Here is a 26348-nt window from a genome sequence, read left to right as displayed (position 1 = left end):
AGTCCCGCCACGTTCACGCCCTATGGCGTTAAATGTTGCATAAAGTAGCAATTACCCACCTTTTAACCGCTTGAAGTAACCGCTCGCTGCTCAAGATCTGGTCAATGGCATGTTTTTCAGCTTTAATGCAAAAAAACTAAAAATAGAATTTCCTCACTACTGGTTATTTCGGTCAGCTATTACACAACAAAATAATGAGTGAACCACTATGGACGTGAGATCCTTGCATCGCCAGATGACCCATTACAACCGTTGGAAACGCCAGCTGGATGAGCGGCTTCAGCGTTTTGAGCATTGGCTCGATCACCACGGTGTATTTGCGGTGCCCATGGGCAAAACCTTACAGCGCGCGCGCCAGTTATTGCGTGGCGAAAGTTTTACCATCGCCTGTGTGGGAGAGTTTTCACGCGGTAAAACCGAACTGATCAATGCGTTGTTGTATACCGGCGGCGGTCGCCGTTTGCTGCCATCACAACCGGGCCGCACGACCATGTGCCCCACGGAAATTTTCTGGGATGTAAACCAGCCTGCGAATTGTGTGCGTTTGCTGCCCATCGAAACCCGCCGTACCAATACCAGCTTGCAAAGTTTTAAACGTATCCCGCAAAACTGGGTGACTATCCATTTTGATGCAACCGATCACGAGCAAACCCGCGCCGCGATCAACCAGGTATCTGCCAGTAAAAAAGTCAGTATTGCCGATGCGCTTAAATTGGGTTTTTCTGAAACTGAATTAGGTGAGCGCGACGAACTGGGCTTGGTGTCCGTTCCCGCCTGGCGCCATGCGCTCATCAGCCTGGATCATCCGTTATTAAGACAAGGGCTGCGTATCGTGGATACCCCCGGCCTGAACGCCTTGGGTAACGAACCTGAACTCACCCTGAAAACCTTGCCGGATGCCCAGGCGATTTTATTTTTGCTCTCGGCCGATGCGGGGGTGACGGCGAGTGACATGGATATCTGGCGCGAACATATCCAGACCTTGCGCGAGGAAAATTGTACGGCGGTTATCGCCTTATTGAATAAGATCGACAGCCTCTGGGACGATTTGACCCCTGCCCAGGAAATTGAAGCCAACATCAACGGTCTGCGCCAGCTCACATCGCGGCAGCTGGATTTATCACCTGCGCACGTGGTGGCGCTGTCGGCCAAGCAGGGGTTGTTGGGCAAAGTCGGGCGCAACCAGGCACAACTCGCGCGCAGTAATTTTCCGCAACTGGAGCGTATGCTGGCGGAAATTGTGGTGCGCAACCAACAGCAAATTGTTGGTCATCGGTTGATTGGCGATAGTTACGAAATGATTTTAACGGCGCGCAATAGTTTGATCCGGCGTATCGCTGAAGCGGAACATGAACTCGGCGAATTGCGTGCGACCGCGCCGGAAGGTGCTGCGGCAAAACTGCAGGAACTGCGCGATACCATCCGCCGCGCCCATCACGAATATCACAAGCAAGCATTATCGCTACGTACCAGCCAGCGGCTGCTGGAATCGCAAAAATTACCGCTTCTCGCGCCGGTGAGTATGGCGCAGTTGGAACAGCAAATTGCCGAGGCGCACCGCAGCCTGGCGCAGAGCTGGACGACGGTGGGTTTGGCGCGCGCGATCGGGAAATTCTTTGATGATGTGGATAGCAGCATTACCCACCTTGAACGCGAGATCGAACGCTGCAATCGCGTTATGGCATCCATTTATGAGCGGCCCGAGCAAGCGTTGAGTGACGATCACCTGATGATGCGCCATCTGTTGAAGATCCAGAAGCAACGGCGCCAATTGCGTCAACTGCACCGCCGTGCTGATGATTTCCGTAAGTCCCTGAGCGCGGTGCTCACGCACAAAGGTGCACTGATTAGCCGGTTTATTAACACGCTGGTGCAGGAAGTGCGCAATGTGTACCTGGAGATAAACCAGCACATTAACCAGTGGATGCAGGAGGCGCTGGCGCCGTTGTTCCACCAGAACCAGTACCAGAAACAATTGCTTGAACACCACATGCTGCGCCTGACGCAGTTGCAAACCCAGCGCAACAGTCACGCCGAGCAATTGGAAATGCTGCAAACCAACCTTTATCAATTGCAAACCGCATTGGGCAATATTGAACCGCTCTATCGCGAAATCTTAAGTTCGCCGCTGGAGCAGGAAGCAATGGCAGGGGAGTTGGCCGGAACAGCTCCGGCAAGTGCACAGGTTGTATCGATCCGGCAGGGCAGGCAATCATCGCGCGGCAATTAGCCGCGCATCATCGTTGAGCGGTAAGTTTTTCCTTCGACGCGATTAGCGCTCGTCGGCAGACAGGGCGCGCGCTTCATACTCCAGCATCACCGGAATACCATCGCGAACCGGATAGGCAAGGCCGCTGGCTTTGCACACCAATTCCTGTTGTTCCGGGCGATATTCAAGCGGTGCTTTGCTGACCGGACAGACAAGGATCGCGAGCAGTTTTTGATTGAGCATGGAAACCTCAACTACAGGAAATGCCGGGCCCGCTTGGGCCCGAGGGTAATTATTTGATGACAACAACATCGCCCAACAGGGCTACGCCGGACATGATTGCACCGGAGCCGCACTTGAAGGTTTCAGTGCTGGTGCTGGTGACATTACGGTAGTTGGAGCGGATATTTACCACGGCATTGGCGCCTTCGCGCTGGGCGCGCTCACGCAGGGATTTCATCGCCGACAGGAATGCCCACTCGCACGCCTGGCGATCAGTTTTACCCACGCCATTGGTCTTTTTATTGGTGCCAACCTGGACGATATTTTTAGCAATTGCCCCGTGGGCCTGCTCACCAAAATAAAATTTGATGTCATCGCCAAGGATACTTTTCGCCTGTTCTGTCGCCAGCGCATCCGCGATGGAAAACTCTTTAATATCATCGCGTGCCAGGGCACTGGTTGCGCAACTGGTAAGGGCGATCAGGGCGATGCTGCGGGTAATAAAATTCATACTGGATTCCTTGGTAGTAAGTAAACAGAACAGATCAGGTGTCCGTGCCTGTTAGCCGGGCTGGCTTAAAATCAGGCGTCCGCGCAACAGCAATTTGTCAGCTTGCTGTGCCACCAGTTCATAAATTGCACCCTGGCTGCTGCTTAGCAAACATTCCAGGTACAAATCCAAAGCGGTGGAATTGTCTGCCATCGCTGTGAATAACTCAACATCCTTAACGGCCCCTATGTAAGCCGGACGGCTTTCTCCCAGTTTGGAGTGCAAAAGTGCCGCATGTACTGCCGCTGCCTGAGCGCCGTATTCAATCAATAACACGCTATCAAGCTGGCCATCTTCGAACAGGGGATTGGTGCTGGCGGCGAGGTTGTGACTGCGGCCATGGATGCGGGTTTCATCCCAGCGGATGATTTCATCGAGCATGCACATGGAATCGCCATGGGGAATCAGCGTGACAATACGGGCGCGATCCATCAACATGGTTCTACCTGTAATTGCACCGGTGGCTGGCTGGCGCTGGTAAATATCACCTTGCCAGCCTTGCCCCGGGCGATTAACTCCAGCAAGGGCAAGCTGCGTGCAGCGGGATTGGCAAGGCGCAGTTGCTCCAATGCCGGCTGCGCTGCGCTTGCGTCTTCGTGGGCGTTTGGATGTAGCTGCAAGCGCGCAAGGTTTTGCGCTCCGGGTTGTGGTGTGAGCAGTAAAGCTACGCCGAACTCCACCGGGATATGGCGTTTGTCGCCCAGTGGGTAGGGTGGCTGGATGTCATAGACAGTGAGTAGCGTCGGTAATTGTTCCTGCTCGCACAAACACATAGCTTCCAGCAAACCGGCGACAAAACTGTCGTCATAGGCGGAGAGGCTGGTCGATGGCTGGCGGCTGCCGGTTGCGATACTCCAGTAACCGGCGGCGGAATTGTGTACCGAATTGTGGAACTGGGTGGGCGATACCAACCGTTCCGGTTCGCACAGCGAGCGACAAATCTGGTCGATGATCGGGTAATCCCCGCCGGAAGACGCAAATACACTGGCGCAGTCCGCCATGGGAATCGTGCTGGAAGCCATCAAATCTTCACAGACCCGGAACGCCATGCGCACCAACTCGGTGGCGCGGCGGCGCTCGTTGGGTGGCAGCAATTCCGGTTTGTATTTTGCCAGGGCTACCGGCACATAAGGCGCAGAACCTTGCAGGACGGCGCGGCTGCGCTGCCAGTCGGGCAATCCGGGCGCTGCCAGGCCAATAGCATTGAGATAACAGGTCAGCATCAGAGGCTCCCCAAAATCAGGCTGCAATTGCTGCCGCCAAAACCAAATGAATTGCTAAGCACTCGCGTCACCGGCTGTGCCCGGGGATTTTTCAGCAGGGCGATGGACATATCCTCGTCCGGCTCCTGCAAATGCAGGTTTTGTGGCAGGTAATCGTGGGTTATCGCATCCAGCCCGATACAGGCTTCCACGATGCCAGCGGCACCCAGGGTGTGACCGGTCCAGCCTTTGGTAGAGCTGGCGGGTGTGGTGGAGCCAAACAGTTTTTGTACGGCTTTGGCTTCGGCATTGTCATTGGCCTGGGTGCCGGTGCCGTGCAGGTTGATGTAGTCGATAGCGCCAGCCTCCAATCCCGCTTTGTGCAATGCCGCTGCCATCGCGAGCTGCGCGCCTTCGCCTTCAGGATGGGGTGAAGACATGTGATAGGCATCGCCACTTTCGCCATAGCCGAGCAAGTACAAACCGGCGCTGTCGCTTTTTTCCAGCAGTGCAAAACCACCGGCTTCGCCGATAGAAATACCGCTGCGCTGGCGATCAAAGGGCTTGCATTTGTCTGGTGATACCAGTTGCAGGGAATGGAAACCGTAGAGTGTGGTCAGGCACAAGCTATCGACACCGCCGACAATCGCGGCATCGCACAAGCCAGCGTTAATCGCGCGTTGCGCTGCGGCAAATACCTTGGCGCTGGAGGAGCAAGCGGTGGAAATCGCCATCATCGGCCCGCTGGTGCCCAGTGCTTGTTGCACGAACGCAGCGACGGAGGACACATTGTGGGTCGTGCGGTAGTTATACCACTCCGGGAGCGAGCCATGGTTTTCGAAATATGCGAGTTCGGTTTGATGGATGCCGGAGGTGCTGGTGCCGATGAACACGCCCACGCGTGGGGCGCCGTAGCGGGCGACGGCGGTGGTCGCGGCAGTGAAAAAATCATCTTGCTGCAAGGCGAGCCAGGCGAGGCGATTATTGCGGCAATCGAAATCCTGCACATGCTGCGGCAGTATGAGGTCTAACCCGGCAACTTCACCAATCCAGGTGGTGAGGTCGGTAATCTGGAAAAAATCACACGGCTTGAGCCCTGAAACACCCGCACGGAGCGCATCCCAATTCGCCTGACGCCCTGCCCCCAGGCAGGTGGTGTAGGTGTAATTAGTGATGTGGAGCGGAATCATCTTGCCAAAAATCATAAAAGTTAAACCAGTTGTAAGGGTGCTTGCGCACCAGTTCTTGCAAGCTGCTGGCGTATTTGGCCATGCCATTGCTGATCGCTTGTGCGCGCTCCTGGCGGCTGGTGCCCAGTTGTTCGCTGATCAGTTCAAAGTGCAAGTCATAGCGGTTCGCACCCGAAAAAACCCCAAAACAGCTAATCACCGGCGCTTTAAGCAGGCTGGCCATTTGCCAGACGCCGGTAGGGAATTGGGCGTGACTCCCCAGGAACTCCAGGCTGGCACTGCGTTCGCCCTGGGCGCAACGATCCGCCATCACGCCCACCAAATGGCCCTGCTCAATGGCTTCGCTCAGGATCAACGCCAGCTCCGGGGCGGGTGTACGTGCGTTTATGACACCGGCAGCGAGCTGTGGGTCCAGCTTGTTGATCAATTGCATAATATTGGCGTTATGCTCCACATCGAGCAGGATGCGGATCGGCAGTGCATCGCTGCGTCTGCCCATCCCCATTACGCGCAAGGCATCAAAGCTGCCGATATGGGCGGTCACTAAAAAACAGCCGCGATTTTTATAATGGGTGAATATCTCGTTGCCGTGGATATGCACATCGAACTTGTGCTCCTGTCCGGACAAAAAATAGATCCGGTCCATCGCCACTTGCGCAAAGGTTAGCAGGTGGCGATAAATCTCCCATCCTGTTGGCGCACGTTCCAGAGCGCGCCGCAAAAAATGGCGCGAGGCACGACGCGGGCTGCGCGCTACCAGAAAATAATAAAATACGATCACCCACAACCAGCTAAAGATAACCCGTCGCCCCAAATGCAATGCGACCCAGGTCAACAAGTTCATCAAAAACGGCGTGCCGCGCTCCTGCTGCGTTTGCCATTGCTTGGCGGCGGTGGGTTCAGTCATGGGATTTTCCAGTGACGGAAGTCGTTTCCGCATGACTTTCAAATTGCCCTTTAAGCACCAGGGTTTCATCGACATAGGCATCAATACCTAATTGATGGCTCTGTTTGCCGGCAATCAGGCACAGCCGCACCTGATCCCCCGGTTGTACTGGCGCCAGGAATTTAACCTGCTTGATATAGCGGATGTGCCGATGTTGCTGGCCAGCGAGCAACGCCAGAATCCATTTCAATAGCAGCGCGCCTGGCACTAGTGGTGCGCCGGGAAAGTGATCGGGGAAGCTGCGATGTTCGAGTGGAACCTGCAGATGCAATTCATTAGGCGTATTAGCGCTGGTCATTAATCTGGCTCCAGAGCTGGTGCAAGGCGGCGGCAGTCAGCTTGCCGGTTTCATTGCGCGGCAAGCTGGCGACTTTGCGCAACGGGCGCGGTAAAAAGGTAGCATCTATCCGTAAGGCCAACGCAGCGAGGATTTCTTTTTCCGGGCGATCACTCACCACCATCGCGACCGGACGAACTTCGGCTTGAGTGGATTGCGGTGGCAAGAAAATCACCCCGTCTTTTACGCCATCAACACGCAGCAACTGCAAAGTCAGGTTCGCCAATGAGGCGCGTTTGCCGGCCACATTAATCATGTCGGCATTGCGCCCTTGCAACAAAAAGCGTTCGGTGTCGAGTAAGGTTAATTGGTCCTGGATCGGGGCGTCTTCCAGCAAGTGTGGCGCGCGTGCGATAGCCCCTATGTCGTCCAGGGTCAGCTGGAAATCTTGTAGCAATTGCCATTCTGCGGTTTGGGTGGAGCGGCGCGTGGCCATGCTGCCCGCTTCGGTGCAGCCATAAATTTCCCACAGTGAAGTGCTGAAGCAGGCTTCGGCAGATTGCGCCAGGGCCTGATCCAGCGGCGCGGTCGCAGAAATAATGCCGGCCACGGCGGGCATGGGTAAGCCGGCATTGACCAGTGCGCGCAAGTGAATTGGCGTCGTTACCAGGATGATGGGTGCCGGCAGTTGCGTTAGCAGTTGTTGCACATCAGCGGGATAAAACGGTTTATCGCTGTGCATGATGGTGCCGGCTTGCAGCGGCATAAATAAAGTCGTTTCCAACCCGTACATATGCTGCGGCGGCACGGTTCCCACAATGATCGGCATCACCAGGTCGGCGCTCAAGCGCTGGCCGAGCATGCGCGCTGTCGCGGCGAGTGTGCCCCAGCTTTTGGCATTGGCTTTGGGTTTGCCGGTACTACCGGAGGTAAAGGCGATAGCGGCAACCTGCTGCGCGGGAATCATCGGCAGGGTGGGGGTGCCTGGTTCAGGGGCGCGATTTTCCTTTAGCAAATCGACAAGGTTAATCGCGGGGAGATCGCAGTCCTGCGCCTTATCGAACACGCAATAACAATCGGGATAATCCTGCGCCAGTTCGGTTAACGCCAGCGCCTGGCGGTTGGGAGGCAATAAATTGATCGCCCCTTTCACCAGCAGCGCGCAGAAACCCAATAAAAAATAGTAGCGATCTTCACACAGGTTGAGCGCGAAACCGCCCGCCGGTAAGCGGCTGGCAATCCATTCAAGGTCGCGCAAAAATTCCGCCTGGGTGATTGCCCGGCCTTTATGGATAACCAGGGTTTGCTGCGCTACAAACGGGTAGATCAAGGCAACCGGTGCATTAATCGATAAGGCGGGAAGGCTGGCAACTAACGGGCTGGACGCTTGCATGGCGGCGCACTTTACCGGTGAATCCTGGCGCGGGCGATAATGCGCAGGTACTCAAAAAAATCGGGGTGGTTATGGGTCGGGAAGAGTTTTTTGCGCAGTATAAATTCGCCTATAAATAGCGCGCCCACAACGCCGTAATTAATCACATTGGTAAACCATGACCAGAGTTCCGGTCGCTCCAGCCAGGGCAATATCGCTGACCAGATCACCATAGTAGCGAATACCAGGCACCACAGCAGCGTAAGCCGGCGCGTATAGCGGCGCATCGCAACCGATAAAGGCCCGCGCGCGGCTTCACCGATGGCAGTGATTAACGGCTCGCGTCCGCCGAGCAACGTGCGGCCAAAAATAACCAGAAACAGCAACGGCAACAGGATCGGTGGCAAGTACAGCAAATAGAGCGTCAGGCCCAGGTATTCCACTACCAAAATAGCCACGCAAGACGCTATGAATAAGGTCCAGGCGAGTAAGTGGCGAGCGATCAATCCGTACCAGAACGCCCCGGTCAGGAATACCAGCGGGGCGATAAACATCAATTGCGGTATGGCAAACACCAGGGAGACATGCACCAGTAGCGGGTAAGCCACTACCAGTGCGATGGCAAGTATGCGGTTAAGCACGTTGCGAATTTATGTAATTGCTGAGCGAACGCAGGCTGTGGAAAATCGCTTTATTGTTTTCGTCATCGGCTTTGAGTTGCACTTTATAGTGCTTGGCGATGGCCAATGAAATTTCCAGTGCATCGATTGAATCCAGCCCCAAACTCTCGCTGTGGCCGGGGTCGAATAATGGCGCTTCCGGATTGATTTCGCCCGGCTCCAGGTCTTCCAGGTCCAGCGCTGCCACCAGTACTTTGGCCAATTCCTGCTCTGCTTGTGTTTGTAAACTCATACCACCTATACCTTTAATGCTGCGCTTTCCGATTAATCGTCTGGGTAATCCGGATCAGGAACGTTTGGGTTTGATGCCCGTGTATTCGCTGAAAATGCTCAATACTACGGCGCGCTTGCTCTGCTCCAGGCCAGTCGCTTTCAATGCATCAACGATAGTGGCCGGTGGAACACATTGTTCGATGGTGTCCCAGTAGTAGCGCATCAACACTTTACTGTCGGCGCTGCGACGGAAAATTTTGGCGAGGTTAGGGATGATAATTTTGAGGTAAAACTTCAGGAACGCGGTCGCCAGCTTGCCTTCAGGGCGGGTGATTTCCAGTAGCAAAATCTTGCCGCCGGGTTTCAGTACGCGCTGGTATTCGGCAAAGGCCGCGCCGAGGTCAGCCACATGGCGCAGGGCAAAACCCATGGTCAGGTAATCGAAGGTATCATCGGGGAACGGCAACGCCTCACCCAACCCCATAGACACATTTTCAACGCCCAGTTTTACGGCTTGGCCGAGCATGCCCTTGCTGGGATCAAGTGCAACTACCAAACCTTCTTCACCGACAATTTGCTGGGCCAAAAAGGACACCACACCGGTACCGGCACCCACGTCCAGCACCTTGTCACCCGCTTTCACGCCAGCGCGCAACAGCGCCTGGCGGCGATACATACGGCCAGAACCAAAACTCATCACATCGGTAATCCAGTCGTAGTGCTCGGCAGATGAGTCAAACATCTCATCAACACGGCTGCGTCTGTCTTCAGCTTTGCCGTAATAATCTGGCAATACCGGGTGTGGAGCTAAACGATTCTGTTCGTTAATGGTCATTTGGCGCGTGATCCCTAAAAAATAAGCGCGTACTTTACGGGAGCCGTTGCACTGGCGCAAGGCAGCGTTACTTTTGGTAAAACCGTGCCCAAGTGTTGGCAACAAAAGCAGAACATGCGTGGAACAGGTGCAATATTTCCTCCTATAATCCGCGGCATTGAAAAACGGTTATGGCGTATAAATCTTCGGTAACCAATGTTTGAAATTGGGTTGATGGACAGGGTGGTACCCCGGTGGGATTGAGCAGTCAGTATTACGTTGCGGTTGATGACAACGCCAGAAGGGCGCCGCAACTGGCGAATTTTCGTTTTGATAGCACCTGCGCCAACGCGGGTGCGGCCGGTTATATCAGTACCGGCCTATTGCCGTTGGCCGGCGATATTCGCGGCGAATTGATGATCGCGCCTGCCGGTGAAATCACGGCCGGCTACGGTGTGAATTCCTATTGGGCGGAAAACGGTGATTATTTGCTGGTCGCCTTATGGGCCAATGAAGCGGATGAGGATGGGTTGGTAGCGGCGAGTGAACGCCTTTATCGCGAGTTGCTCGGGCAATTGACGATGCGTGGTTATCCGCATTTGGTGCGCGTCTGGAATTACTTTGCCGATATCAATGGTGAGGAAGCAGGGCTGGAACGTTATCGCCAGTTCTGCCTGGGGCGCTTTGATGCCTTTGCCGCGAGCGGGATTGAGGAAAGCCAATATCCATCGGCTTGTGCATTGGGGCATGCCGGCGGTGATGTGCTGGTGTATGCATTGGCGAGCAAAGTGGCTCCGCGCCATTTTGAAAACCCGCGCCAGGCCAGTGCCTACCACTATCCTGCTGAATACGGTCCGCGCAGCCCGTCATTTGCGCGCGCCAGTTTGCTTGCGCTGCCCGGGCAAACGGCCAAGTTGTTTGTATCCGGGACCGCCAGTGTCGTGGGCTACCAAACCTTGCATCCCTACGAGCTGGATGCGCAGATTGATGTCACCCTGGAAAACCTGGATTTATTGTTGGCCCATGTGGCTACCAGTACCCTCGGCGTAAACGGCACCTTGCCTGAATTAACGGCGGAAGTGCTGAAGGTGTATGTGCGCCATCCCGCAGACTTTGAGGTAATCCAGCGGCGGGTAGAAGCGGCTTATCCAGATGTTCCGGCGGTGTATGTTGCGGCTGATATCTGCCGTGCAGATTTGTTGCTGGAGATCGACGGAATATGGAATCTCTACCCGTGATGGCCCCAGGTGGATGGTGGCAAAGGGCGCGTTTATCGCGTTGTTGGCGTGTTCCGGCGACCGGCTTCGGGTTTGCGCTTTTTGGATTGGGCGGCTCCTTCCTGTCGCTGACCGTATTTCCGGCGCTCTATTTCATCCCCTTCAAGCCCGCATGGCGTGCGCGTTACACACGCAAGGTCAATGCCTGGGTATTTCGCAATTATGTGCGCATCTTGCGCTGGCTGGGTTTGCTTAGCTATGAATTCCACCAGATCGACCAACTGCGCAAGCCCGGCCAACTGATTATCGCCAATCATCCGTCGCTGCTGGATGTGGTGTTTTTAATGGGTTTAACCGATGCCAGCTGTGTAGTAAAAGGCAGCTTGTGGCGTAATCCCTTTACCGCCATGGCGGTGCGCTCGGCCGATTACATCAGCAATAGCGACCCGGCATTGTTCAATCGCTGCCTGGAAACGCTAAACAGTGGCCAATCGCTGATTATCTTTCCCGAAGGGACGCGCACAAAACCGGATCAGCCGCTGTCATTTCATCGCGGTCCCTCCAACGTAGCCTTGAGTGCAGGTATCGCCATTACGCCGGTAGTGATTCGCTGTGAGCCGGTGACCTTATTGAAAAACCAGCATTGGTATGAGATCAGCGCCCAGCCGCCGCATTACACCATCAGTGTGATGCCCGCGTTTGACACTGCCCGTTTTATGCCGGAAGGCACCCTGCAAAGCATGGCGGCGCGCCAGCTAACGCGTGAATTGGTAGCCTATTTTACCCGGCAGCTGCAGAAGTCCTGAGCAGCCTCCGGTGCAGTTGCAACAACAGGCTGCGCATCGAAAAGAGAAAAATAAACGGCACCCATTCGCCCAGTAATTTGTTGTGCATGAAATACCAGGCAGTGACCGTGGCGATTGCACAGGCGATTAGCAGCAAACCCGAGCTTTGGACAATAGAAAAATAACCCGGCGATCTCACACCTAAAAATCCGTAAGGACTCAATCCGCCGGTGAATACACCGGTCAGGAATATCCACCCCAACATCGCCACGGCACCCAACGTGCCATAAAGATCGTTTAACCAATCCCACTCAACCAATAAACCCAACAAGCCGCTGCAGAAATAAAGGGTCACACCCAGTAACAGGCGATTGAGCAGGATTCCACGGCGCAAGATATAAACCGTGGCGCCCAGGCCAATGCCGCTGGCGAGCAAATAAGGCAATAACCAATCGGCCCTTGTCGCCATATTGCCAACCTGGAGGTAAATCAAAAACGTCATCAGCGCGAGGGATTCTATGCAGCGGTCCAAAATGGTTTTCATACGAGAGGTTGATCCGCAACCGGAGGATTTCTGGTCATAATGAGCGTCCATAGATTATCATGCCGCCGCCAGCTATAGGCTCTGGCGCCCCTGATTGTCTATTCGAGTTGTGCAATCCTTATGTCCGCAAACAAACCTGCCGTCGCCAGTGCAGCTACCACTGCTTCCCGCCAAAAAGCTGTCTGGGTGCGCGAAACCCGTTTCGGGCGCTGGTTTTTGAGCACCCACACCTGGTATCGCTATGTGTTGTCCCAAGCGATTATCGACTTCAAAGGCTTGCTCGCCGGGCGCTTGCCGGCCCAGCCGCGAGTGTTGGATGCCGGTTGCGGGCAAGGCATGGCGTTTGGTTTGCTAGAGCAACATTTTCAACCGGCGACAATTACCGGTATTGATATCGACGGCGAACAAATACGCAAAGCGAAAGGGGCAGCCACTGAACTGGTGACTCCGACAACGGCCATCCATGGCAACGCATCAGAATCTATCTTTCCCGCTGAATCCTTCGACCTGATTCTGTGCCATCAACTTCTGCACCATAGCAGCCAGCAACAGGAAACCCTGGCCGAATTTTATCGCCTGCTACCACCGGGCGGAATTTTGCTTGTGGGCGAATCCTGCCGCTCGTTCATTCAATCCATCCCCGTGCGTTTATTGTTCCGCCATCCCGCGATGGTGCAAAAAGATGCACAGGGCTATATCGATTTACTGCGCACTGCCGGTTTTGTTTTCACCGAAAATGATGTGCAAACCTCGCGCCCCTGGTGGTCGCGCCGCTGTTTGGGTATGGCCCAAAAGCTGGGTATCGGCCGCGATATAACCGAACCCACCGAAATCCTGATAGTTGCGCAAAAGCCTGAATAACCAAGGATATTTCCGGTTTTGGCCCGCTGGCCAAGTTGGGCATTCGCAAACCATCTGTTAAACTGCACGACATGTTTTGGAGGGGAACAAAACAAATACTTTCGCTGTCGCGTTTGGCAGCAAAGGGTCTTCGCAGAATAAACACCGATGGAAGTAACTATGTACACAAAAGAAAAAATATACAGTTTCCTGCAGGAAACCCTCGTTTCCTTATTTGAAATAGCCCCTGACGCTATCTCCCCCGATGCCAATCTGTATGAAGATCTGGATATCGATAGCATTGATGCTGTAGATCTCACTGTAAAACTCAAAGAATTTACTGGCCGTCGCATCCAGCCGAGCGACTTTAAACAAGTGCGCACGGTGCAGGATGTAGTGGACGCGGTTTACGATTTGTTGAATCGCCCTGAAGAAGTTGACGCCCTGCCCGAAGCGAGCCAGGGTTAAACGTGGTCGCCACAGGCCCTGAAGTGGCACGGCGGCCGGCACTGATCGATGTCAAAATAGCCCAGGGTCATCTCGACGCCGGGCTTTTTGTTGCCCCCGACCTGGCTGGTTTCGCCGGTCACTTTCCCGATTTTCCGATACTGCCCGGCGTGGTCCAGCTCGATTGGGCGGTGCACTATGCGCGCGAGTTTTTATTAATTGAAGAACCGGTATTGCGCGTCGAACGGTTGAAATATACCTGTCCCATTATTCCCAATACCCGGCTGCAATTAAACCTCTGTTACGACAGCCGCAAGGGCGCGGTTGATTTCCGTTTTTATCGGTATGCCGATGACAGCAATGAAGTGCTTTTCTCCCAGGGGCGGCTTGTTTACGCAACGGAACCGGTGTTGGCATGAGTTCCGCTGAAATCATTTTTAAGCCGTGTGTGGTGATTCCGGTCTACAACCATCCCCATAAAATTGCAGGTTTGGTAGCACGCCTGCTGGATTTTGGTTTGCCCTGTATTCTGGTCGATGACGGCAGTGCGGCTCATTGCGCGCAGGTGCTGGATGTTATCGCCGCTGAAAACCCGCGCGTCGAATTACTGCGCCTGGCGCAAAACGCGGGTAAAGGTGTTGCTGTTTGTCGCGGTTTCACACTGGCACATAGCAAGGGTTTTACCCACGCGCTGCAAGTGGATGCCGATGGACAGCACGACTTAAATGATGTGCCCGCATTTCTCGCCAGCGCGCAACGCAATCCGCTGGCGGTCATCAGTGGCTGGCGCAGCTATGCGGCCATGCCGCCGTCGCGTCGCAGTGGTCGTAAACTCACGGATTTCTGGGTGTGCATAAACACGTTATCGCGCGCGATTAAAGATTCCATGTGCGGTTACCGGTTATACCCGTTAGCACCCACAATGCAATTGCTGGCGCGCAACAAAATTGGCGCGCGCATGGATTTCGATACCGATATTTTGGTGCGTCTCTATTGGCAGGGGCTGCCGGTAGAAAATATTCCCACCCGCATTTTGTACCAGGATGACATTCCCTCGCACTTCGACATTATCAAAGACAATGTGCGCATCAGCTGGATGCACACGCGCTTGTTTTTCGGTATGTTGCCGCGTATTCCGGCGTTGGTGTGGCGCAACTTTTCCAACGCGCGCCGCTCCAAAACGCAGCGCGTGTAGCTATTTACTGACTATTTCCCGGGTTTGTTTGCCATGTTTTCAACCACAACCGATATTCTGGTGCCCTTTCACGATGTGGATTCCATGCACGTGGTATGGCACGGGCACTATGTAAAATACCTGGAAGTTGCCCGCTGTGAATTTCTGGAGGCATGCGGTTACAGTTATCAGGCTATGCAGGCATCCGGTTATTCCTGGCCAATCATTGATATGCGCATCAAATATATAAAATCGCTGCAATTTGGCCAGCGTGTGCGAGTGCAATGTTCACTGCGCGAGTGGGAGTACCGGCTAAAACTGGATTATGTCATCAGCGATCTGGAAACCGGTGAGCGCTTGACCAAGGCCTACACCATCCAGGTGGCGATCGATATGGCAAAAAATGAAATGTGTTTTGAATCGCCGGCCATCTTGCAACAAAAACTCATCACCACATGGGGCCCTTTGCCAGGTTAATCTGATGAAAAAATCTGTGTTAATGCTTCGTTTAATGGCGCTGCTTTTTGTTGCGTTACTTACGCCATCGGTATTTGCCGATACGCAACAACAGATTGATCAGGTGGTAAAACGCCTGAGTGAAATCCAGGTAGTGCACGGCGGATTTAACCAGCAAAAAAAATTGCAGGGTTTGGCTTACGCACTTAAAGCGCAAGGCACATTTATTTTCTGGCGCGACCATGGTTTATACATCGCCACCGACAAACCGTTTTTCAATGCGTTGACCATTACCGGCACCGATATTATTAACTGGCAACAAAATGGCACGGGCAGCGTAGCGGCGGAGCAATCGGGATTGATCCAGCGCGAAGTCAATAAAACCTTGCTGGCTTTTTTCAGTGCCGATATTGAATTAATCCAGCAACGCTTTATTGCCGATTGGGTATTCGACAAAAACCAGTGGCAACTCACGCTAACACCGCGCCTGGATTTGATTAAAAAAAATATGCGCAACGCGGTGATGAATGGCGACCAATTTTTACAAAAGCTGGTTGTGACCGCCGCGAATGGTGATGAAACAACGATTGAATTTACTAACCAAACGGAAAGCGCTGCACCTTCGCGCGCGCAATGCCATTGGTTTTATTTGCAACCACAAGATAGCTGCGCGGCTTTTGCTGCTAACCAATAATTCTCTTTCATCGACGTAGCCGGTTTATGCTAACAACAATAAAAATACCGCTGGCGCGCTGGCAACAATTATTCAGCTGGCTATTAGTACTGGTCTCGCTCATCGCTCTGGCATTGTGTTATCCGCTCATCAAGCACGGCTTTGTGTTGGAAACTGATTTGCAAAGCCTGTTTCCAAAAGACAGCCACAACCAATTGGTCAATAGTGTTAATGACCGGGTGTACCGCCAGTTCGGTAATAAAATCCTCGTTGCTGCGCAAGCACCTGCCAAAGAAACAGCAAGCGCCGCTGCGGATATTTTGTCGGCGGCGATAACGGCTAATCCGCACCTGAAAGCCAGTGCGATGAATGCGCAGATGGAACTTGCCGCGCAGCAACATGAATTATTGCAGCGCTATCGTTACCAGCTATTAACACCGGCACAGCAACAACTCATCAATAATAATCCGCAAGAATTATTAGCCCGGGCACAAGCGGCGCTATTTGGTTTTAATGTAGGGGGTAGCGCGCTGTCACCGTTACAAGATCCACTCAGCCTTGCCCCGGTGTATGCGCAGCAATTGCAACCGGCAATCAAGGGCGAATTGATCAATGACCGTTTGGTAGTGACTACTAATGAGGGGTTTTTGATTTTATTTGCACTCGATTTACAAGGCGAATCATTCAATCTGGAATTGCAGGCGCAGATGAATTCCTGGTTGCAGGAATTGCGTACGCAACTGGCAATAAATCCGCACACGCAAACCGCGCAGATATTGGTGTCCGGTGCGGTATTCCATGCAGCAGAAGCCTCGGCAAATGCGCAACGTGAAATGAGTATTATCGGTGGTGGTTCCAGTCTGGGCGTGCTGCTGTTATTTCTATTGGCATTTCGCCGCATCAAACCTTTATTGCTAAGTTTGGTATCTGTGGCATATGGCTGTGGGGTTGCGCTGGTTATCAATCATTTTTTATTTGGCAAAATCCATTTGATGACGCTGGTATTCGGCGCGAGTTTGATTGGCGTCGCCGTGGATTATTCGCTGCACTATTTATGCAAGTACCAGGATTTGTCACTGCGCATGCCGGATTTACAGGATCGCGGCAAACGTGTGCTGGAAATTTTATTGCCAGCGTTGAGTTTAAGTTTGATTGCCTCGGTACTGGGCTATAGCAGTTTGCTGCCGACACCCTTGCCGGGTTTGCAACAAATTGCATTATTTTCGGTGATCGGTTTGTGCGGTGCCTGGTTATTTCTGGTGGTGATTTATCCACTCCTGGTGCGCCAACCGTTACCCGTACCGTCTGCTATTATTGATCGTTGCGCGGCAGCCGCCTGGTTTTTCTGGCAGCGCATGCGCGGTTTGCCGCAGTATTTTATTTTCAGCGCAATAGCGTTAGTCATTATCGCCGGTAGTGTAGTGGCCAGCCGCAGCAGCGATGTGCGCACACTCTACAAACCTTCCGCACAATTAATGGCATCCGAGCAGCGTTTGCACAGTGCCTTGCAGGGGGTTTCCCCGAATCAATATTTTTTGTTGCGCGCCGAAAGCGCAGAAGAATTATTGCAATTGGAAGAACGCTTCCGCCGCGAGCATTTGGATGCATTAGTGAATGCAGGCGCGTTTAGCGGTTATATCGCCACCAGTGCAATCGTTCCATCGCTGCAACAGCAGCATGCGAATTACGCGTTAATGGCGCAACAACTTTACAGCGCGAATGGATTGGTTGATCAATTTATGCAGTCCGCCGGGTTTGATGCCCAAGCCGTTGCGCAAGCGCAAAGCGGATTTGTTGCCGCACAGTCGCAGCATTTGTTAGTTGATGAGTGGTTGCAAGTAGCGCGTCCCGACCAGGGTTTATTGTGGTTGGGTGAATTGAATGGCAAGCAGGTAAGCATTATCGGTTTGCGCGGTGTGGTTGATGTAACGGCGTTGGCGGCAGCGGCAAATAATCATTCGATTATCTGGATTGATCGCGTTGCCGGTATGTCGCAGTTGTTGCATCAATTAATGAATTCGGCAGCGGTATTATTGCTGCTGGCATACGTCGCTATTTTGCCGTTGCTGTGGATTTATTTCCGGCGCAAACGCGCGCTGTTATTAATCCTGGTGCCGCTCATTGCAACGGTGACTACATTGGCGTTGTTAACGCTCAGCGGCGTTGCGATTAATTTGTTCCACTTGTTTGGTTGCTACCTGATTCTTGGTTTGGGCATGGACTACGGTATTTTTTCCTATACGCAAGGCCCGCAAGACCCGGTTACGCAGCGCGCGATTTTTTTATCGGCGGTGTCCAGTAGTTTATCGTTCGGGTTGCTAGCGCTGAGTTCAACGCCGATGGTGAGCGCATTTGGCATCACGTTATTTTTGGGCTGTTGTTTTAATTGGTTGTATGCACCGGTTGCCGGGCAATTGCGCACACCGGGTCCAGCAACAACGGCGAGTACACAGACATGAATGGAAAAAAAATATCGACAATAATTCCAGGCGCAGTAACACGCGCTTTGTTGCTAGTGATTTTTTTCGCGCTGGGTGGATGCAGCCTGTTCAATAGCAATAACCTCAAGAGCAAGGATTTTACGCTATTGGTGGCGAGCAGCGATCCGCAAGTCCGTGTCGCCCAACAGCAGTGGCAGGTGCAACAGGGTGCGGATAATTATGCGTTGGAAGTGGTGGTTGAACGCGGCCCACATTACTGGCGCTGGATTATGTTGAACAATCTGGGGCAACGCCTGGCAACGGCGGAAGCGGTAGATGGCCAGGTGCGTGTGGAGCGTTTGCAATCCCATCCGGCCAATCAATTATTGCCCGAACTAATCCAGGCCTGGCAGCTCGGTTATTGGCCGCTAAACGATTTGCAGGCGGCGAATCCGCGCTGGGATTTCGTTGATGGCAACGGGGGTCGTGAGGCGCGCTTTTCTGGTATATTGCGCGCCTCCATTGAGTACCAGTCAACAACGGCGAATCCCTGGCAGGGCAGCCTCAGCTATAACACCCGTGAGTTGCGCTTGCTTATCCATAGCCAGCCATTGAATTAAGTCAGTCTATGAGTCAGCCACCGCTATTTGAATCTGTGCAGGATTTGCTCCTCCACCGGCCGCCGATGTTGCTGCTGAAAGCGGTGGCGAGCTGGGGTAAAGGTGAGCTGGAAGCGATAGTCGATCCGCATGATTCGCAATTGCTGATGGATGATGAAGGCAGGGTTCCATCCTGGGTTGGCATTGAATATATGGCACAAGCCATCGGTGCGCTCGCGGGAATTGAATCGCTGCAAGCGGGCCGGCCGGTATCGCTGGGATTTTTGTTGGGCACCCGCCGTTACCATGCGGAAATACCCTTCTTTCCTACCGAACAGGAATTGCGCGTTAAGGTAAGTGAGTTGCTCCGCGATGAAACCAACCTTGTACTCTTTAAATGTGAAATTTATGCGGGCGATGAACTGGTCGCCCACGCCGAAATAAAAGCGATCCAACCCAGGGATGTCGATGCCCTTATGACACAATTTACGCAAATGAATGCAACTGGGGAAAATAACAATGAATAACGATAAACGTGTGTTAGTCACCGGTTCCAGCCGCGGTATTGGCCGCGCCATCGCCCTGCACCTGGCGCGCGATGGCTATGAAGTCGTGATCCACTGCCGCCGCCAGCGCGAACAAGCCGAGGCAGTGCAGCAACTTATCCAGCAGGGCGGCGGTAAAGCCAGCATCCTGCAATTTGATGTAGCCGAACGCGAGCAGGCCAAACAATTACTCGAAGCCGATATGGAAACCAACGGCGCCTACTACGGTGTGGTATGCAATGCCGGTATCGCGCGCGATAACGCCTTTCCCGCGATGAGCGGTGAAGATTGGGATGCGGTGATCCACACCAACCTGGATGCGTTTTACAACGTCCTCAACCCAGTCATTATGCCGATGGTGCGCCGCCGCAAACCGGGCCGCATTGTTACCCTGGCGTCGGTCTCCGGGATTATGGGCAATCGCGGGCAAGTCAATTACAGTGCGGCCAAAGCCGGGATTATCGGTGCAACCAAAGCGCTGGCGATAGAGTTGGCGAAGCGCGATATCACCGTCAATTGCGTCGCGCCGGGGTTGATCAACACCGATATGATTGACGAAGCGCCGATAGAAGAAGCGCTCAAGCTTATCCCGATGCGCCGCGCTGGCGAGCCGGACGAGGTGGCGTCATTGGTAAGCTATTTATTATCTGCACCGGCGGGCTATATCACCCGCCAGGTTATTTCAGTCAATGGCGGTATGTTCTGATGAAGCGTGTCGTAGTAACAGGCATGGGAGTGGTGACCGCCCTGGGGGATAACTGGCCGGACTTTGCTGCGAAACTCAAAGCCGGCACCAGTGCGATTCGCCGCCTGGAAGACTGGGCCACCTATAAAGATTTGAATACCAACCTGGCCGGGCCGATTGAAGATTTCGTCGTTCCCGCTCATTACCCGCGCAAGAAAATCCGCTCCATGGGCCGTGTCTCGCTGCTTTCCACCCGCGCGACCGAACTTGCGTTGACCGATGCCGGTTTGCTGGATGATCCGCTGATCCAAAGTGGCGCCATGGGTGTTGCCTACGGTTCATCGACCGGCAGCACTGACGCCACCCGCGACTTTGCAGTGATGCTCGACAAGCGCGATATCGGCGGTGCTACCGCTACTACTTATATCCGTATGATGGGCCACACAGCGCCGGTAAATGTCGGTGTGTTTTTTGGTTTGAAAGGCCGCATCATTACTACCTCGTCCGCATGTACCTCGGGCAGCCAGGGCATCGGTTATGCCTACGAAGCCATCAAATACGGCAAACAAACTCTGATGGTAGCCGGCGGTGCCGAGGAGCTGTGCCCGTCGGAAGCGGCGGTATTCGATACCCTCTATGCCACCAGCACCCGTAACGATACCCCTAGCATCACACCCAGCCCGTTTGATAGCGGCCGCGATGGTTTGGTGATTGGCGAAGGCGCCGGCACCCTGATCCTGGAAGAACTGGAACATGCGTTGGCGCGCGGTGCAAAAATCTATGCCGAACTGATTGGCTTCGGCACCAATTCGGACGGCGGCCACGTGACCCAGCCGGACCCGGCGACCATGAATATTGCCATGCAAATGGCGCTTGATGATGCCGGGTTGCAGCCGTCCGATATCGGCTATATCAACGCCCACGGCACGGCGACGGATCGCGGTGATATCGCCGAATCCATCGCCACCGAAACGTTATTCGGCAAACAAACCGTGCCCATCAGCACCCTGAAGGGCAACATTGGCCATACACTCGGTGCCTGCGGTGCGATTGAAGCCTGGGCCAGCATCCAGATGATGAATGAAGGCTGGTTTGCGCCCACCCTCAATTTGCAGACGCCCGACCCGCAATGCGGCGATCTGGACTACATCATGGGCGAAGGGCGGTTACTGGATTGCACCTATATCATGAGTAACAATTTTGCCTTCGGTGGCATCAATACCTCGCTGATCTTCAAACGCTGGCCGGCCTGAAGCGGCCCGGCCCGCGCGCTAACCGGCGCTACTTGAACTAACCTTGCAGGCTAAAGCTGGTCTCTTTAGACTGGCGCCATTTGAAAATACGCCGCTGTCGTTGCGGTATAAGAGATCGCCATGCCAAACGAAATACCCGCTGATTCAGTGGGTCTTGTCACGCCACAGACTCACCATTTCACCCAGCCATTATTGCTCGCCTGCGGCAGGACGCTGGATGAATACGAATTGGTATATGAAACCTATGGCCAGCTCAATGCGGCCAAATCCAACGCAGTATTGATTTGCCACGCGCTGTCCGGCCACCATCACGCGGCGGGCTATCACACCCTGGACGATAAACGCCCCGGCTGGTGGGATGCCTATATCGGCCCCGGCAAGCCTATCGATACCAATAAATTTTTTGTGGTATCGCTCAATAACCTCGGCGGTTGCCATGGCTCGACCGGACCGCGTTCGATTAACCCCGCCACCGGCAAACCCTGGGGCGCCGATTTTCCCATGGTCCGCGTGCGCGACTGGGTAGCGAGCCAGGCGCGCCTTGCCGATGTGCTGGGTATAGAAACCTGGGCCGCCGTTATTGGCGGCAGCCTCGGCGGCATGCAGGTAATGCGCTGGGCGCTGGATTATCCACAGCGCATTCGCCACGCGGTGGTTATCGCTTCTGCATTGAAACTTTCTGCGCAAAATATCGCGTTCAATGAAGCAGCGCGCAAAGCGATTGTCAGCGACCCGAACTTTTTTGATGGCGACTACCTCGCGCACAACAGCATTCCCAAAAATGGTTTGGCAGTTGCGCGCATGATTGGCCACATTACTTATTTGTCCGATTTCGCGATGGGTGAAAAGTTTGGTCGCGATTTACGCCGTGGCAGTTTTGAACTGGGCAATGACGAGCCGGTGGAATTCCAGATCGAAAGTTATTTGCGCTACCAGGGCGACAGCTTCGCCAATACCTTTGATGCAAATTCTTACATTCGCATCACCAAAGCGCTCGATTATTTTGACCTTGCGCGCGAATACAATGACGATCCGGTTAATGCATTCAAGCAAGCCTCCGCAAAATTTTTAGTCATTTCTTTCAGCACCGACTGGCGCTTTGCACCCGAGCGTTCGCACGAAATAGTTAATGCGTTAGTGGGGGCAAATCGCGCGGTGACTTATGCGGAAATCGAATCCAAACATGGCCACGATGCATTTCTGTTGCCGGATGAACGCTACCAGCAGGTTTTTGGTCGCTACCTGGCCGGAGTGAGTGTGTGATGCGTATTGACTTAAATGAAATCCAGTCGTGGATCAAACAAAACAGTCGCGTACTCGATCTGGGTTGCGGTGATGGCACCTTGTTAAAATTTTTGATCGATAACAAACAGGTGCAGGGCTATGGTTTGGAAATTGATGCCGCGCAAATTAATTTATGTATTGATAAAGGTTTGAATGTTATCGAACAAAACCTGGATCGCGGCCTCGGCAATTTTGCCGATAAAAGTTTTGATACCGTAATTATGACCCAGGCATTGCAAACGCTGCATTTCCCCCATTTGGTGCTGGATGAAATGTTGCGCGTGGGCAAGGAATGTATTGTGACATTTCCGAATTTCGGTCATTGGAAAGCCCGGTTTTATCTTGCCACACGCGGGCGCATGCCGGTGTCGGATTTGCTGCCGTTCGAGTGGTACAACACACCCAATATTCACTTTTGTACATTCAAGGATTTTGAAGTGCTGTGCCGCGAGCGCAATATCAAGGTGATTAGCCGTCAGGTTGTGAATGAAGTTTCCGGGCAAACCCTAAAAGATTTAATGCCCAATTTGTTCGGTGAAACGGCAATTTACCATCTCAGCAAGTAGAACAATGAATAATAAAAGGAATAGATTGATAGGAAATGGGACATGTTCACTGGACGAGTAATGCTCTGGCAAATCTTTACCTATCGCTAATGAAGTGCCGAGCAGTGTAATCTGAAGTTATTTAACATGATGATATTAGCCACAATTATTAAACCCGGGTGAGATATGAAATCAATTATCAGTATGTTGGCATTGTTTTTATTGGCAGTGACGGCACAAGCACAAGTTGACCAGCCAAAGGAAATTAACACCGCCCAACGTTTTGGCGATTACACGGTACATTACAATGTATTTCACAGCACAGACATTCCCGCGCCAGTAGCTGAAGCCTATAAATTGGTGCGCGGTAAAGATCGCGCGCTGTTAAACATCAGTTTCACCAAAACAGAAAATGGCCAGACCAGTTTAGGTTTGCCCGCAAAAGTGATTGGTAAAACCAAAAATTTAATGCAGCAAAGCCAGGATTTAACCTTTATTGAAATCAAAGAAGGCGAGGCGACTTATTATCTCGCGCCGTTTGTATTTAACAACGAAGAACTGTTGCATTTTGATGTGCAGGTAATCGAAGGTGAGAACAAACCATTGGCAGTAACGTTTAATCGCACCCTGTATACCGAATAATTGAATTTACAGGCGAATGTAATGCGAGAGGCGCCTGACGGCGCCTTTTGTTTCTGTAAAAAATATTGAGTGATCGATCAATGAAAAAAATTGTATTGGCCAGTGGTAATAAAGGAAAACTGCGCGAATTTCAGGAACTGCTCGGCGATTGTGGTTTTGAGGTACTACCACAATCGGATTTTTTTGCTGAAAACGCCGAGGAAACCGGTTTAACCTTTGTTGAAAATGCCATCATTAAAGCACGTTATGCCTGCGCTAAAACCGGGTTGCCTGCATTGGCTGATGATTCCGGTATCGAAGTTGATGCATTGAATGGTCGCCCCGGAATTTATTCGGCACGTTATGCTGGCGAAAATGCCAACGATGAAAAAAATAACAGGAAATTATTGCTGGAATTAAAAGATATTCCAGCGGCGCAACGCACGGCTCGTTACCACGCGGTGTTGGCGTTTATGCGTCACGCGGACGATCCGACGCCGATTTTATGCCATGGTGTGTGGGAAGGAATTATATTAAGTGAGCCGCAAGGTGAGGGCGGTTTTGGTTACGATCCATTATTTTTTGTTCCAACCCACAACTGCGCATCGGCAGAGTTAAGCAAAGAAGAAAAAAATCGCATTAGCCATCGCGGCAAAGCGATGCAGGAATTGCTGCAAAAATTATCGGCGTTGGGTAAATAATATGTCCTTGCAACTGCCACCGCTAGCGCTCTATGTGCATGTGCCCTGGTGTATTCGCAAATGCCCTTATTGCGATTTTAACTCGCACCAGGCAGATAACGATATTCCGGAAGCGGATTATGTAAAGGCGTTGCGTTTTGATTTGCAGCAGGACCAGGTGTTGGCGCAAGGGCGCAAGATCACCAGCATTTTTTTTGGCGGTGGCACACCGAGTATGTTATCGGCAACAGCAATTGGCCAGATACTGCACGATGCGGAAAATATTATCGGTTTCGAGCCCGATATTGAAATAACACTGGAAGCCAATCCGGGAACATTTGAACAGGAAAAATTTTCCGGTTTTCGCGCAGCCGGTGTGAATCGTCTCTCTATCGGCATCCAGAGTTTTAATGACCGGCAATTAACACTGTTGGGCCGTGTGCATGCGCGCGATGAAGCGTTGCGCGCAGTAGGTGTAGCGCGCGCGGCAGGGTTTGATAATCTCAACCTGGATTTAATGCACGGTTTGCCTGAACAATCTATTGATGATGCCAAAGCCGATTTGCAGCAAGCAATGGATCTCGGCCCCGAGCATTTATCCTGGTATCAGTTGACTATCGAACAAAACACAGCGTTTTATTCCGCACCACCGGTGTTACCGGAAGAAGAAATCCTGGCAGATATCCAGGACGCCGGTGTAGCGCTTTTGGCCGGCGCCGGCTACGAGCAATATGAAATATCTGCTTACGCACTCGCGGGAAAACGCGCGCGGCACAATCTTAATTATTGGGAGTTTGGCGATTATCTCGGTATAGGTGCAGGCGCACATGGAAAAATTACGTTTCCAGCAGAAAACAAAATAGTGCGATTGTGGAAAACGCGTCTGCCTAAACATTACCTGGATGCCGCGCATAGCCAAAAAATTTCCACTAATCTAAACGGTCATCAAAATGTATTCGGTGGCGGTAGTGATTTATTAACACCGGAATCATTACCATTGGAATTCATGATGAATGCCTTGCGTTTGCATGAAGGTGTTCCTATAACGTATTTCAACCAGCGCACGGGCCAGGATTGGTCGATGCTTGCTGATAATTGGGCGCGCCTTGAAGCACAAGGTCTGGTGGAACATTGCGATGGTTACATCAGGCCAACGGTATTGGGACGCCGGTTTTTAAATCGGGTTTTGCAAGCATTTATCCACAATGATGACTAATCAAAGGAGTTTGTTATGTTACTGACCACCACCCCGACTGTCGAAGGCAAACATATCACTGTGTATTGTGGTGTTGTTGCGGGCGAAGCAATTTTGGGTGCGAATGTGTTCAAGGATTTATTTGCCAGTATTCGCGATCTGGTGGGTGGTCGCTCCGGTACTTACGAGCGTGAATTACAAAAAGCCCGCGAAATTGCGTTACAGGAATTGCAGGATCGCGCGCGCGAATTGGGGGCAAATGCCGTAGTCGGAATAGATCTGGATTACGAAGTGGTTGGCCAGAATGGCAGTATGTTGATGGTATCCGCGAGTGGGACGGCGGTAGTGTTAGGTTGATTGGCGATAGCAAACCTGCGTGCTGTTGAGCGCAGGTTTGCTTGCGGGCAATTAAGGTACGGTGACCAGTGCTTTATCTTGTATCTTGAGTTCAATCCACACCAGTTCGGTTTGTGCTTGCAGATCTTTTCCATAGGCTTTTACGCAGCGAAACAACTTTCCATCCCTCTCTACAACGGCGCCGAGTGAGCTGCCTTCATTATTTATCACGCAAAGTTTTCCCTCTTTGGCCATTTTCGCCGTTTCTTCTTTGCTCAGGCCATGGTCGTGGCCTTCATGCGCTAATAGGTTGCCGCTAACTGCCAGGCCGAGGCTGGCGATGATGATTGTCGCTTTCATGGATTGTCTCTCAT

33 protein-coding genes are annotated in these 26348 nt (G+C 52.7%); 20 read left to right on the top strand and 13 right to left on the bottom strand.

Annotation, left to right across the window (positions count from 1 at the left end; all coding sequences use genetic code 11):
• Positions 1-208 precede the first annotated feature (208 nt).
• Entirely contained in the window at positions 209-2230 is a 2022-nt protein-coding gene (locus tag A596_RS14440; RefSeq protein ID WP_039916002.1) for a dynamin family protein, read from the top strand.
• Positions 2231-2272: 42 nt separating this feature from the next.
• On the opposite strand, the gene A596_RS14435 is transcribed toward A596_RS14440, so the two are convergent.
• Genes A596_RS14435 through A596_RS14385 form a run of 11 tightly spaced genes read right to left on the bottom strand, consistent with a single transcriptional unit; the run spans position 2273 to position 9696 of the window.
• Positions 2273-2452 carry a Trm112 family protein gene (locus A596_RS14435; protein WP_039916269.1) on the bottom strand — a complete coding sequence of 60 codons (180 nt, stop codon included), beginning with the start codon at positions 2450-2452 and terminating at the stop codon, positions 2273-2275.
• Positions 2453-2501: 49 nt separating this feature from the next.
• On the bottom strand, positions 2502-2942 hold the full coding sequence (locus A596_RS14430; protein ID WP_039916000.1) for a heavy metal-binding domain-containing protein: 441 nt from the start codon (positions 2940-2942) through the stop codon (positions 2502-2504).
• A gap of 51 nt (positions 2943-2993) precedes the next feature.
• Positions 2994-3419 (bottom strand): hotdog family protein, encoded by a 426-nt coding sequence (locus A596_RS14425; RefSeq protein WP_052417534.1) that lies wholly within the window; start codon positions 3417-3419, stop codon positions 2994-2996.
• Positions 3413-4204 carry a beta-ketoacyl synthase chain length factor gene (locus A596_RS14420; protein ID WP_039915999.1) on the bottom strand — a complete coding sequence of 264 codons (792 nt, stop codon included), beginning with the start codon at positions 4202-4204 and terminating at the stop codon, positions 3413-3415. The genes A596_RS14425 and A596_RS14420 overlap by 7 nt, the downstream gene beginning before the upstream one ends.
• A complete protein-coding gene (locus tag A596_RS14415) occupies positions 4204-5388 on the bottom strand; it encodes a beta-ketoacyl-[acyl-carrier-protein] synthase family protein (protein WP_152600190.1) in 1185 nt (394 codons plus the stop codon). Before A596_RS14415 ends, A596_RS14420 begins: the two co-directional genes overlap by 1 nt.
• Complete coding sequence (locus tag A596_RS14410) at positions 5351-6280, bottom strand: LpxL/LpxP family acyltransferase (protein ID WP_039915997.1); 930 nt, start codon at positions 6278-6280, stop codon at positions 5351-5353. The genes A596_RS14415 and A596_RS14410 overlap by 38 nt, the downstream gene beginning before the upstream one ends.
• On the bottom strand, positions 6273-6617 hold the full coding sequence (locus A596_RS22945; RefSeq protein ID WP_052417533.1) for an ApeI family dehydratase: 345 nt from the start codon (positions 6615-6617) through the stop codon (positions 6273-6275). Before A596_RS22945 ends, A596_RS14410 begins: the two co-directional genes overlap by 8 nt.
• Positions 6604-7989, bottom strand: coding sequence for an AMP-binding protein (locus A596_RS14400; protein WP_084128374.1), 1386 nt, complete (start codon positions 7987-7989; stop codon positions 6604-6606). The genes A596_RS22945 and A596_RS14400 overlap by 14 nt, the downstream gene beginning before the upstream one ends.
• Positions 7990-8000: 11 nt before the next feature.
• Positions 8001-8609, bottom strand: a complete 609-nt coding sequence (locus A596_RS14395) for a COG4648 family protein (protein WP_084128372.1) — start codon at positions 8607-8609, stop codon at positions 8001-8003.
• Positions 8602-8880: a phosphopantetheine-binding protein gene (locus A596_RS14390; RefSeq protein ID WP_039915995.1), complete on the bottom strand. Its 279-nt coding sequence runs from the start codon at positions 8878-8880 to the stop codon at positions 8602-8604. Before A596_RS14390 ends, A596_RS14395 begins: the two co-directional genes overlap by 8 nt.
• Positions 8881-8934: 54 nt before the next feature.
• Positions 8935-9696, bottom strand: a complete 762-nt coding sequence (locus A596_RS14385; RefSeq protein ID WP_039916258.1) for a class I SAM-dependent methyltransferase — start codon at positions 9694-9696, stop codon at positions 8935-8937.
• A 233-nt stretch (positions 9697-9929) separates the two neighbouring features.
• Here A596_RS14385 and A596_RS14380 point away from each other — a divergent pair, with 233 nt between their 5' ends.
• Both A596_RS14380 and A596_RS14375 read left to right on the top strand, forming a co-directional pair.
• On the top strand, positions 9930-10913 hold the full coding sequence (locus tag A596_RS14380; RefSeq protein WP_052417532.1) for a chorismate transformation FkbO/Hyg5 family protein: 984 nt from the start codon (positions 9930-9932) through the stop codon (positions 10911-10913).
• A complete protein-coding gene (locus A596_RS14375) occupies positions 10895-11698 on the top strand; it encodes a lysophospholipid acyltransferase family protein (RefSeq protein ID WP_084128370.1) in 804 nt (267 codons plus the stop codon). Before A596_RS14380 ends, A596_RS14375 begins: the two co-directional genes overlap by 19 nt.
• Here A596_RS14375 and A596_RS14370 read toward each other — a convergent pair.
• Positions 11673-12221, bottom strand: coding sequence for a hypothetical protein (locus A596_RS14370; RefSeq protein WP_039915991.1), 549 nt, complete (start codon positions 12219-12221; stop codon positions 11673-11675). The genes A596_RS14375 and A596_RS14370 overlap by 26 nt on opposite strands.
• Positions 12222-12341: 120 nt before the next feature.
• Between A596_RS14370 and A596_RS14365 the strand changes: the two genes are divergently transcribed.
• The 17 genes from A596_RS14365 to A596_RS14285 all read left to right on the top strand — a co-directional run bounded on the left by A596_RS14365 (position 12342) and on the right by A596_RS14285 (position 25995).
• The gene (locus tag A596_RS14365; RefSeq protein WP_084128368.1) at positions 12342-13082 is read left to right on the top strand and encodes a class I SAM-dependent methyltransferase; all 741 of its coding nucleotides are present in this window, start codon (positions 12342-12344) and stop codon (positions 13080-13082) included.
• A gap of 159 nt (positions 13083-13241) precedes the next feature.
• Positions 13242-13529, top strand: coding sequence for an acyl carrier protein (locus A596_RS14360; RefSeq protein WP_052417531.1), 288 nt, complete (start codon positions 13242-13244; stop codon positions 13527-13529).
• Between the two features lie 2 nt (positions 13530-13531).
• A complete protein-coding gene (locus A596_RS22200) occupies positions 13532-13927 on the top strand; it encodes an ApeI family dehydratase (protein WP_052417530.1) in 396 nt (131 codons plus the stop codon).
• Complete coding sequence (locus A596_RS14350) at positions 13924-14703, top strand: glycosyltransferase family 2 protein (protein WP_039915989.1); 780 nt, start codon at positions 13924-13926, stop codon at positions 14701-14703. The genes A596_RS22200 and A596_RS14350 overlap by 4 nt, the downstream gene beginning before the upstream one ends.
• Before the next feature lie 33 nt (positions 14704-14736).
• Positions 14737-15159 carry an acyl-CoA thioesterase gene (locus tag A596_RS14345; RefSeq protein ID WP_039915988.1) on the top strand — a complete coding sequence of 141 codons (423 nt, stop codon included), beginning with the start codon at positions 14737-14739 and terminating at the stop codon, positions 15157-15159.
• Positions 15160-15163: 4 nt separating this feature from the next.
• Entirely contained in the window at positions 15164-15832 is a 669-nt protein-coding gene (locus tag A596_RS14340) for a LolA family protein (protein ID WP_039915986.1), read from the top strand.
• 26 nt (positions 15833-15858) lie between these two features.
• Positions 15859-18270, top strand: coding sequence for an MMPL family transporter (locus tag A596_RS14335; protein ID WP_039915984.1), 2412 nt, complete (start codon positions 15859-15861; stop codon positions 18268-18270).
• Positions 18267-18851, top strand: a complete 585-nt coding sequence (locus A596_RS14330) for a DUF3261 domain-containing protein (RefSeq protein WP_039915979.1) — start codon at positions 18267-18269, stop codon at positions 18849-18851. Before A596_RS14335 ends, A596_RS14330 begins: the two co-directional genes overlap by 4 nt.
• Positions 18852-18859: 8 nt before the next feature.
• Positions 18860-19357, top strand: coding sequence for a hotdog family protein (locus tag A596_RS22195; protein WP_152600189.1), 498 nt, complete (start codon positions 18860-18862; stop codon positions 19355-19357).
• Positions 19350-20081 carry a 3-oxoacyl-ACP reductase FabG gene (gene fabG / locus A596_RS14320; protein ID WP_039915978.1) on the top strand — a complete coding sequence of 244 codons (732 nt, stop codon included), beginning with the start codon at positions 19350-19352 and terminating at the stop codon, positions 20079-20081. Before A596_RS22195 ends, fabG begins: the two co-directional genes overlap by 8 nt.
• Positions 20081-21313, top strand: coding sequence for a beta-ketoacyl-ACP synthase (locus A596_RS14315; RefSeq protein WP_052417528.1), 1233 nt, complete (start codon positions 20081-20083; stop codon positions 21311-21313). Before fabG ends, A596_RS14315 begins: the two co-directional genes overlap by 1 nt.
• A 120-nt stretch (positions 21314-21433) precedes the next feature.
• Positions 21434-22576 carry a homoserine O-succinyltransferase MetX gene (metX, locus tag A596_RS14310; protein WP_039915974.1) on the top strand — a complete coding sequence of 381 codons (1143 nt, stop codon included), beginning with the start codon at positions 21434-21436 and terminating at the stop codon, positions 22574-22576.
• Positions 22576-23163, top strand: coding sequence for a methionine biosynthesis protein MetW (gene metW / locus A596_RS14305; RefSeq protein WP_039915973.1), 588 nt, complete (start codon positions 22576-22578; stop codon positions 23161-23163). Before metX ends, metW begins: the two co-directional genes overlap by 1 nt.
• A gap of 165 nt (positions 23164-23328) precedes the next feature.
• A complete protein-coding gene (locus A596_RS14300; RefSeq protein ID WP_039915971.1) occupies positions 23329-23784 on the top strand; it encodes a DUF4426 domain-containing protein in 456 nt (151 codons plus the stop codon).
• An 80-nt stretch (positions 23785-23864) separates the two neighbouring features.
• Positions 23865-24464: an XTP/dITP diphosphatase gene (locus A596_RS14295; protein WP_039915969.1), complete on the top strand. Its 600-nt coding sequence runs from the start codon at positions 23865-23867 to the stop codon at positions 24462-24464.
• Between the two features lies 1 nt (position 24465).
• Positions 24466-25659, top strand: coding sequence for a radical SAM family heme chaperone HemW (hemW, locus tag A596_RS14290; protein WP_039915967.1), 1194 nt, complete (start codon positions 24466-24468; stop codon positions 25657-25659).
• A gap of 15 nt (positions 25660-25674) precedes the next feature.
• Positions 25675-25995, top strand: a complete 321-nt coding sequence (locus A596_RS14285; protein WP_039915964.1) for a heavy metal-binding domain-containing protein — start codon at positions 25675-25677, stop codon at positions 25993-25995.
• 51 nt (positions 25996-26046) lie between these two features.
• On the opposite strand, the gene A596_RS14280 is transcribed toward A596_RS14285, so the two are convergent.
• The coding region (locus A596_RS14280; RefSeq protein WP_235425738.1) for a DUF1496 domain-containing protein at positions 26047-26348 on the bottom strand (302 nt) is incomplete at its 5' end.

This window comes from Cellvibrio mixtus subsp. mixtus J3-8, from assembly GCF_000766945.1.
Lineage (GTDB): Bacteria > Pseudomonadota > Gammaproteobacteria > Pseudomonadales > Cellvibrionaceae > Cellvibrio > Cellvibrio mixtus_A.
Note: the sequence above shows the minus strand (reverse complement) of the source record. Positions and strands in the feature narration are given on the sequence as shown.

Excerpts from the sequence above, each read along its gene's own strand:
- A596_RS14440 (WP_039916002.1), top strand. The coding sequence starts at position 209 with ATGGACGTGAGATCCTTGCATCGCCAGATGACCCATTACAACCGTTGG.
- A596_RS14435 (WP_039916269.1), bottom strand. The coding sequence starts at position 2,452 with ATGCTCAATCAAAAACTGCTCGCGATCCTTGTCTGTCCGGTCAGCAAA.
- A596_RS14430 (WP_039916000.1), bottom strand. The coding sequence starts at position 2,942 with ATGAATTTTATTACCCGCAGCATCGCCCTGATCGCCCTTACCAGTTGC.
- A596_RS14425 (WP_052417534.1), bottom strand. The coding sequence starts at position 3,419 with ATGTTGATGGATCGCGCCCGTATTGTCACGCTGATTCCCCATGGCGAT.
- A596_RS14420 (WP_039915999.1), bottom strand. The coding sequence starts at position 4,204 with ATGCTGACCTGTTATCTCAATGCTATTGGCCTGGCAGCGCCCGGATTG.
- A596_RS14415 (WP_152600190.1), bottom strand. The coding sequence starts at position 5,388 with ATGATTTTTGGCAAGATGATTCCGCTCCACATCACTAATTACACCTAC.
- A596_RS14410 (WP_039915997.1), bottom strand. The coding sequence starts at position 6,280 with ATGACTGAACCCACCGCCGCCAAGCAATGGCAAACGCAGCAGGAGCGC.
- A596_RS22945 (WP_052417533.1), bottom strand. The coding sequence starts at position 6,617 with ATGACCAGCGCTAATACGCCTAATGAATTGCATCTGCAGGTTCCACTC.
- A596_RS14400 (WP_084128374.1), bottom strand. The coding sequence starts at position 7,989 with ATGCAAGCGTCCAGCCCGTTAGTTGCCAGCCTTCCCGCCTTATCGATT.
- A596_RS14390 (WP_039915995.1), bottom strand. The coding sequence starts at position 8,880 with ATGAGTTTACAAACACAAGCAGAGCAGGAATTGGCCAAAGTACTGGTG.
- A596_RS14385 (WP_039916258.1), bottom strand. The coding sequence starts at position 9,696 with ATGACCATTAACGAACAGAATCGTTTAGCTCCACACCCGGTATTGCCA.
- A596_RS14375 (WP_084128370.1), top strand. The coding sequence starts at position 10,895 with ATGGAATCTCTACCCGTGATGGCCCCAGGTGGATGGTGGCAAAGGGCG.
- A596_RS14370 (WP_039915991.1), bottom strand. The coding sequence starts at position 12,221 with ATGAAAACCATTTTGGACCGCTGCATAGAATCCCTCGCGCTGATGACG.
- A596_RS14365 (WP_084128368.1), top strand. The coding sequence starts at position 12,342 with ATGTCCGCAAACAAACCTGCCGTCGCCAGTGCAGCTACCACTGCTTCC.
- A596_RS14360 (WP_052417531.1), top strand. The coding sequence starts at position 13,242 with ATGTACACAAAAGAAAAAATATACAGTTTCCTGCAGGAAACCCTCGTT.
- A596_RS14350 (WP_039915989.1), top strand. The coding sequence starts at position 13,924 with ATGAGTTCCGCTGAAATCATTTTTAAGCCGTGTGTGGTGATTCCGGTC.
- A596_RS14345 (WP_039915988.1), top strand. The coding sequence starts at position 14,737 with ATGTTTTCAACCACAACCGATATTCTGGTGCCCTTTCACGATGTGGAT.
- A596_RS14340 (WP_039915986.1), top strand. The coding sequence starts at position 15,164 with ATGAAAAAATCTGTGTTAATGCTTCGTTTAATGGCGCTGCTTTTTGTT.
- A596_RS14335 (WP_039915984.1), top strand. The coding sequence starts at position 15,859 with ATGCTAACAACAATAAAAATACCGCTGGCGCGCTGGCAACAATTATTC.
- A596_RS14330 (WP_039915979.1), top strand. The coding sequence starts at position 18,267 with ATGAATGGAAAAAAAATATCGACAATAATTCCAGGCGCAGTAACACGC.
- A596_RS22195 (WP_152600189.1), top strand. The coding sequence starts at position 18,860 with ATGAGTCAGCCACCGCTATTTGAATCTGTGCAGGATTTGCTCCTCCAC.
- fabG (WP_039915978.1), top strand. The coding sequence starts at position 19,350 with ATGAATAACGATAAACGTGTGTTAGTCACCGGTTCCAGCCGCGGTATT.
- A596_RS14315 (WP_052417528.1), top strand. The coding sequence starts at position 20,081 with ATGAAGCGTGTCGTAGTAACAGGCATGGGAGTGGTGACCGCCCTGGGG.
- metX (WP_039915974.1), top strand. The coding sequence starts at position 21,434 with ATGCCAAACGAAATACCCGCTGATTCAGTGGGTCTTGTCACGCCACAG.
- metW (WP_039915973.1), top strand. The coding sequence starts at position 22,576 with ATGCGTATTGACTTAAATGAAATCCAGTCGTGGATCAAACAAAACAGT.
- A596_RS14300 (WP_039915971.1), top strand. The coding sequence starts at position 23,329 with ATGAAATCAATTATCAGTATGTTGGCATTGTTTTTATTGGCAGTGACG.
- A596_RS14295 (WP_039915969.1), top strand. The coding sequence starts at position 23,865 with ATGAAAAAAATTGTATTGGCCAGTGGTAATAAAGGAAAACTGCGCGAA.
- hemW (WP_039915967.1), top strand. The coding sequence starts at position 24,466 with ATGTCCTTGCAACTGCCACCGCTAGCGCTCTATGTGCATGTGCCCTGG.
- A596_RS14285 (WP_039915964.1), top strand. The coding sequence starts at position 25,675 with ATGTTACTGACCACCACCCCGACTGTCGAAGGCAAACATATCACTGTG.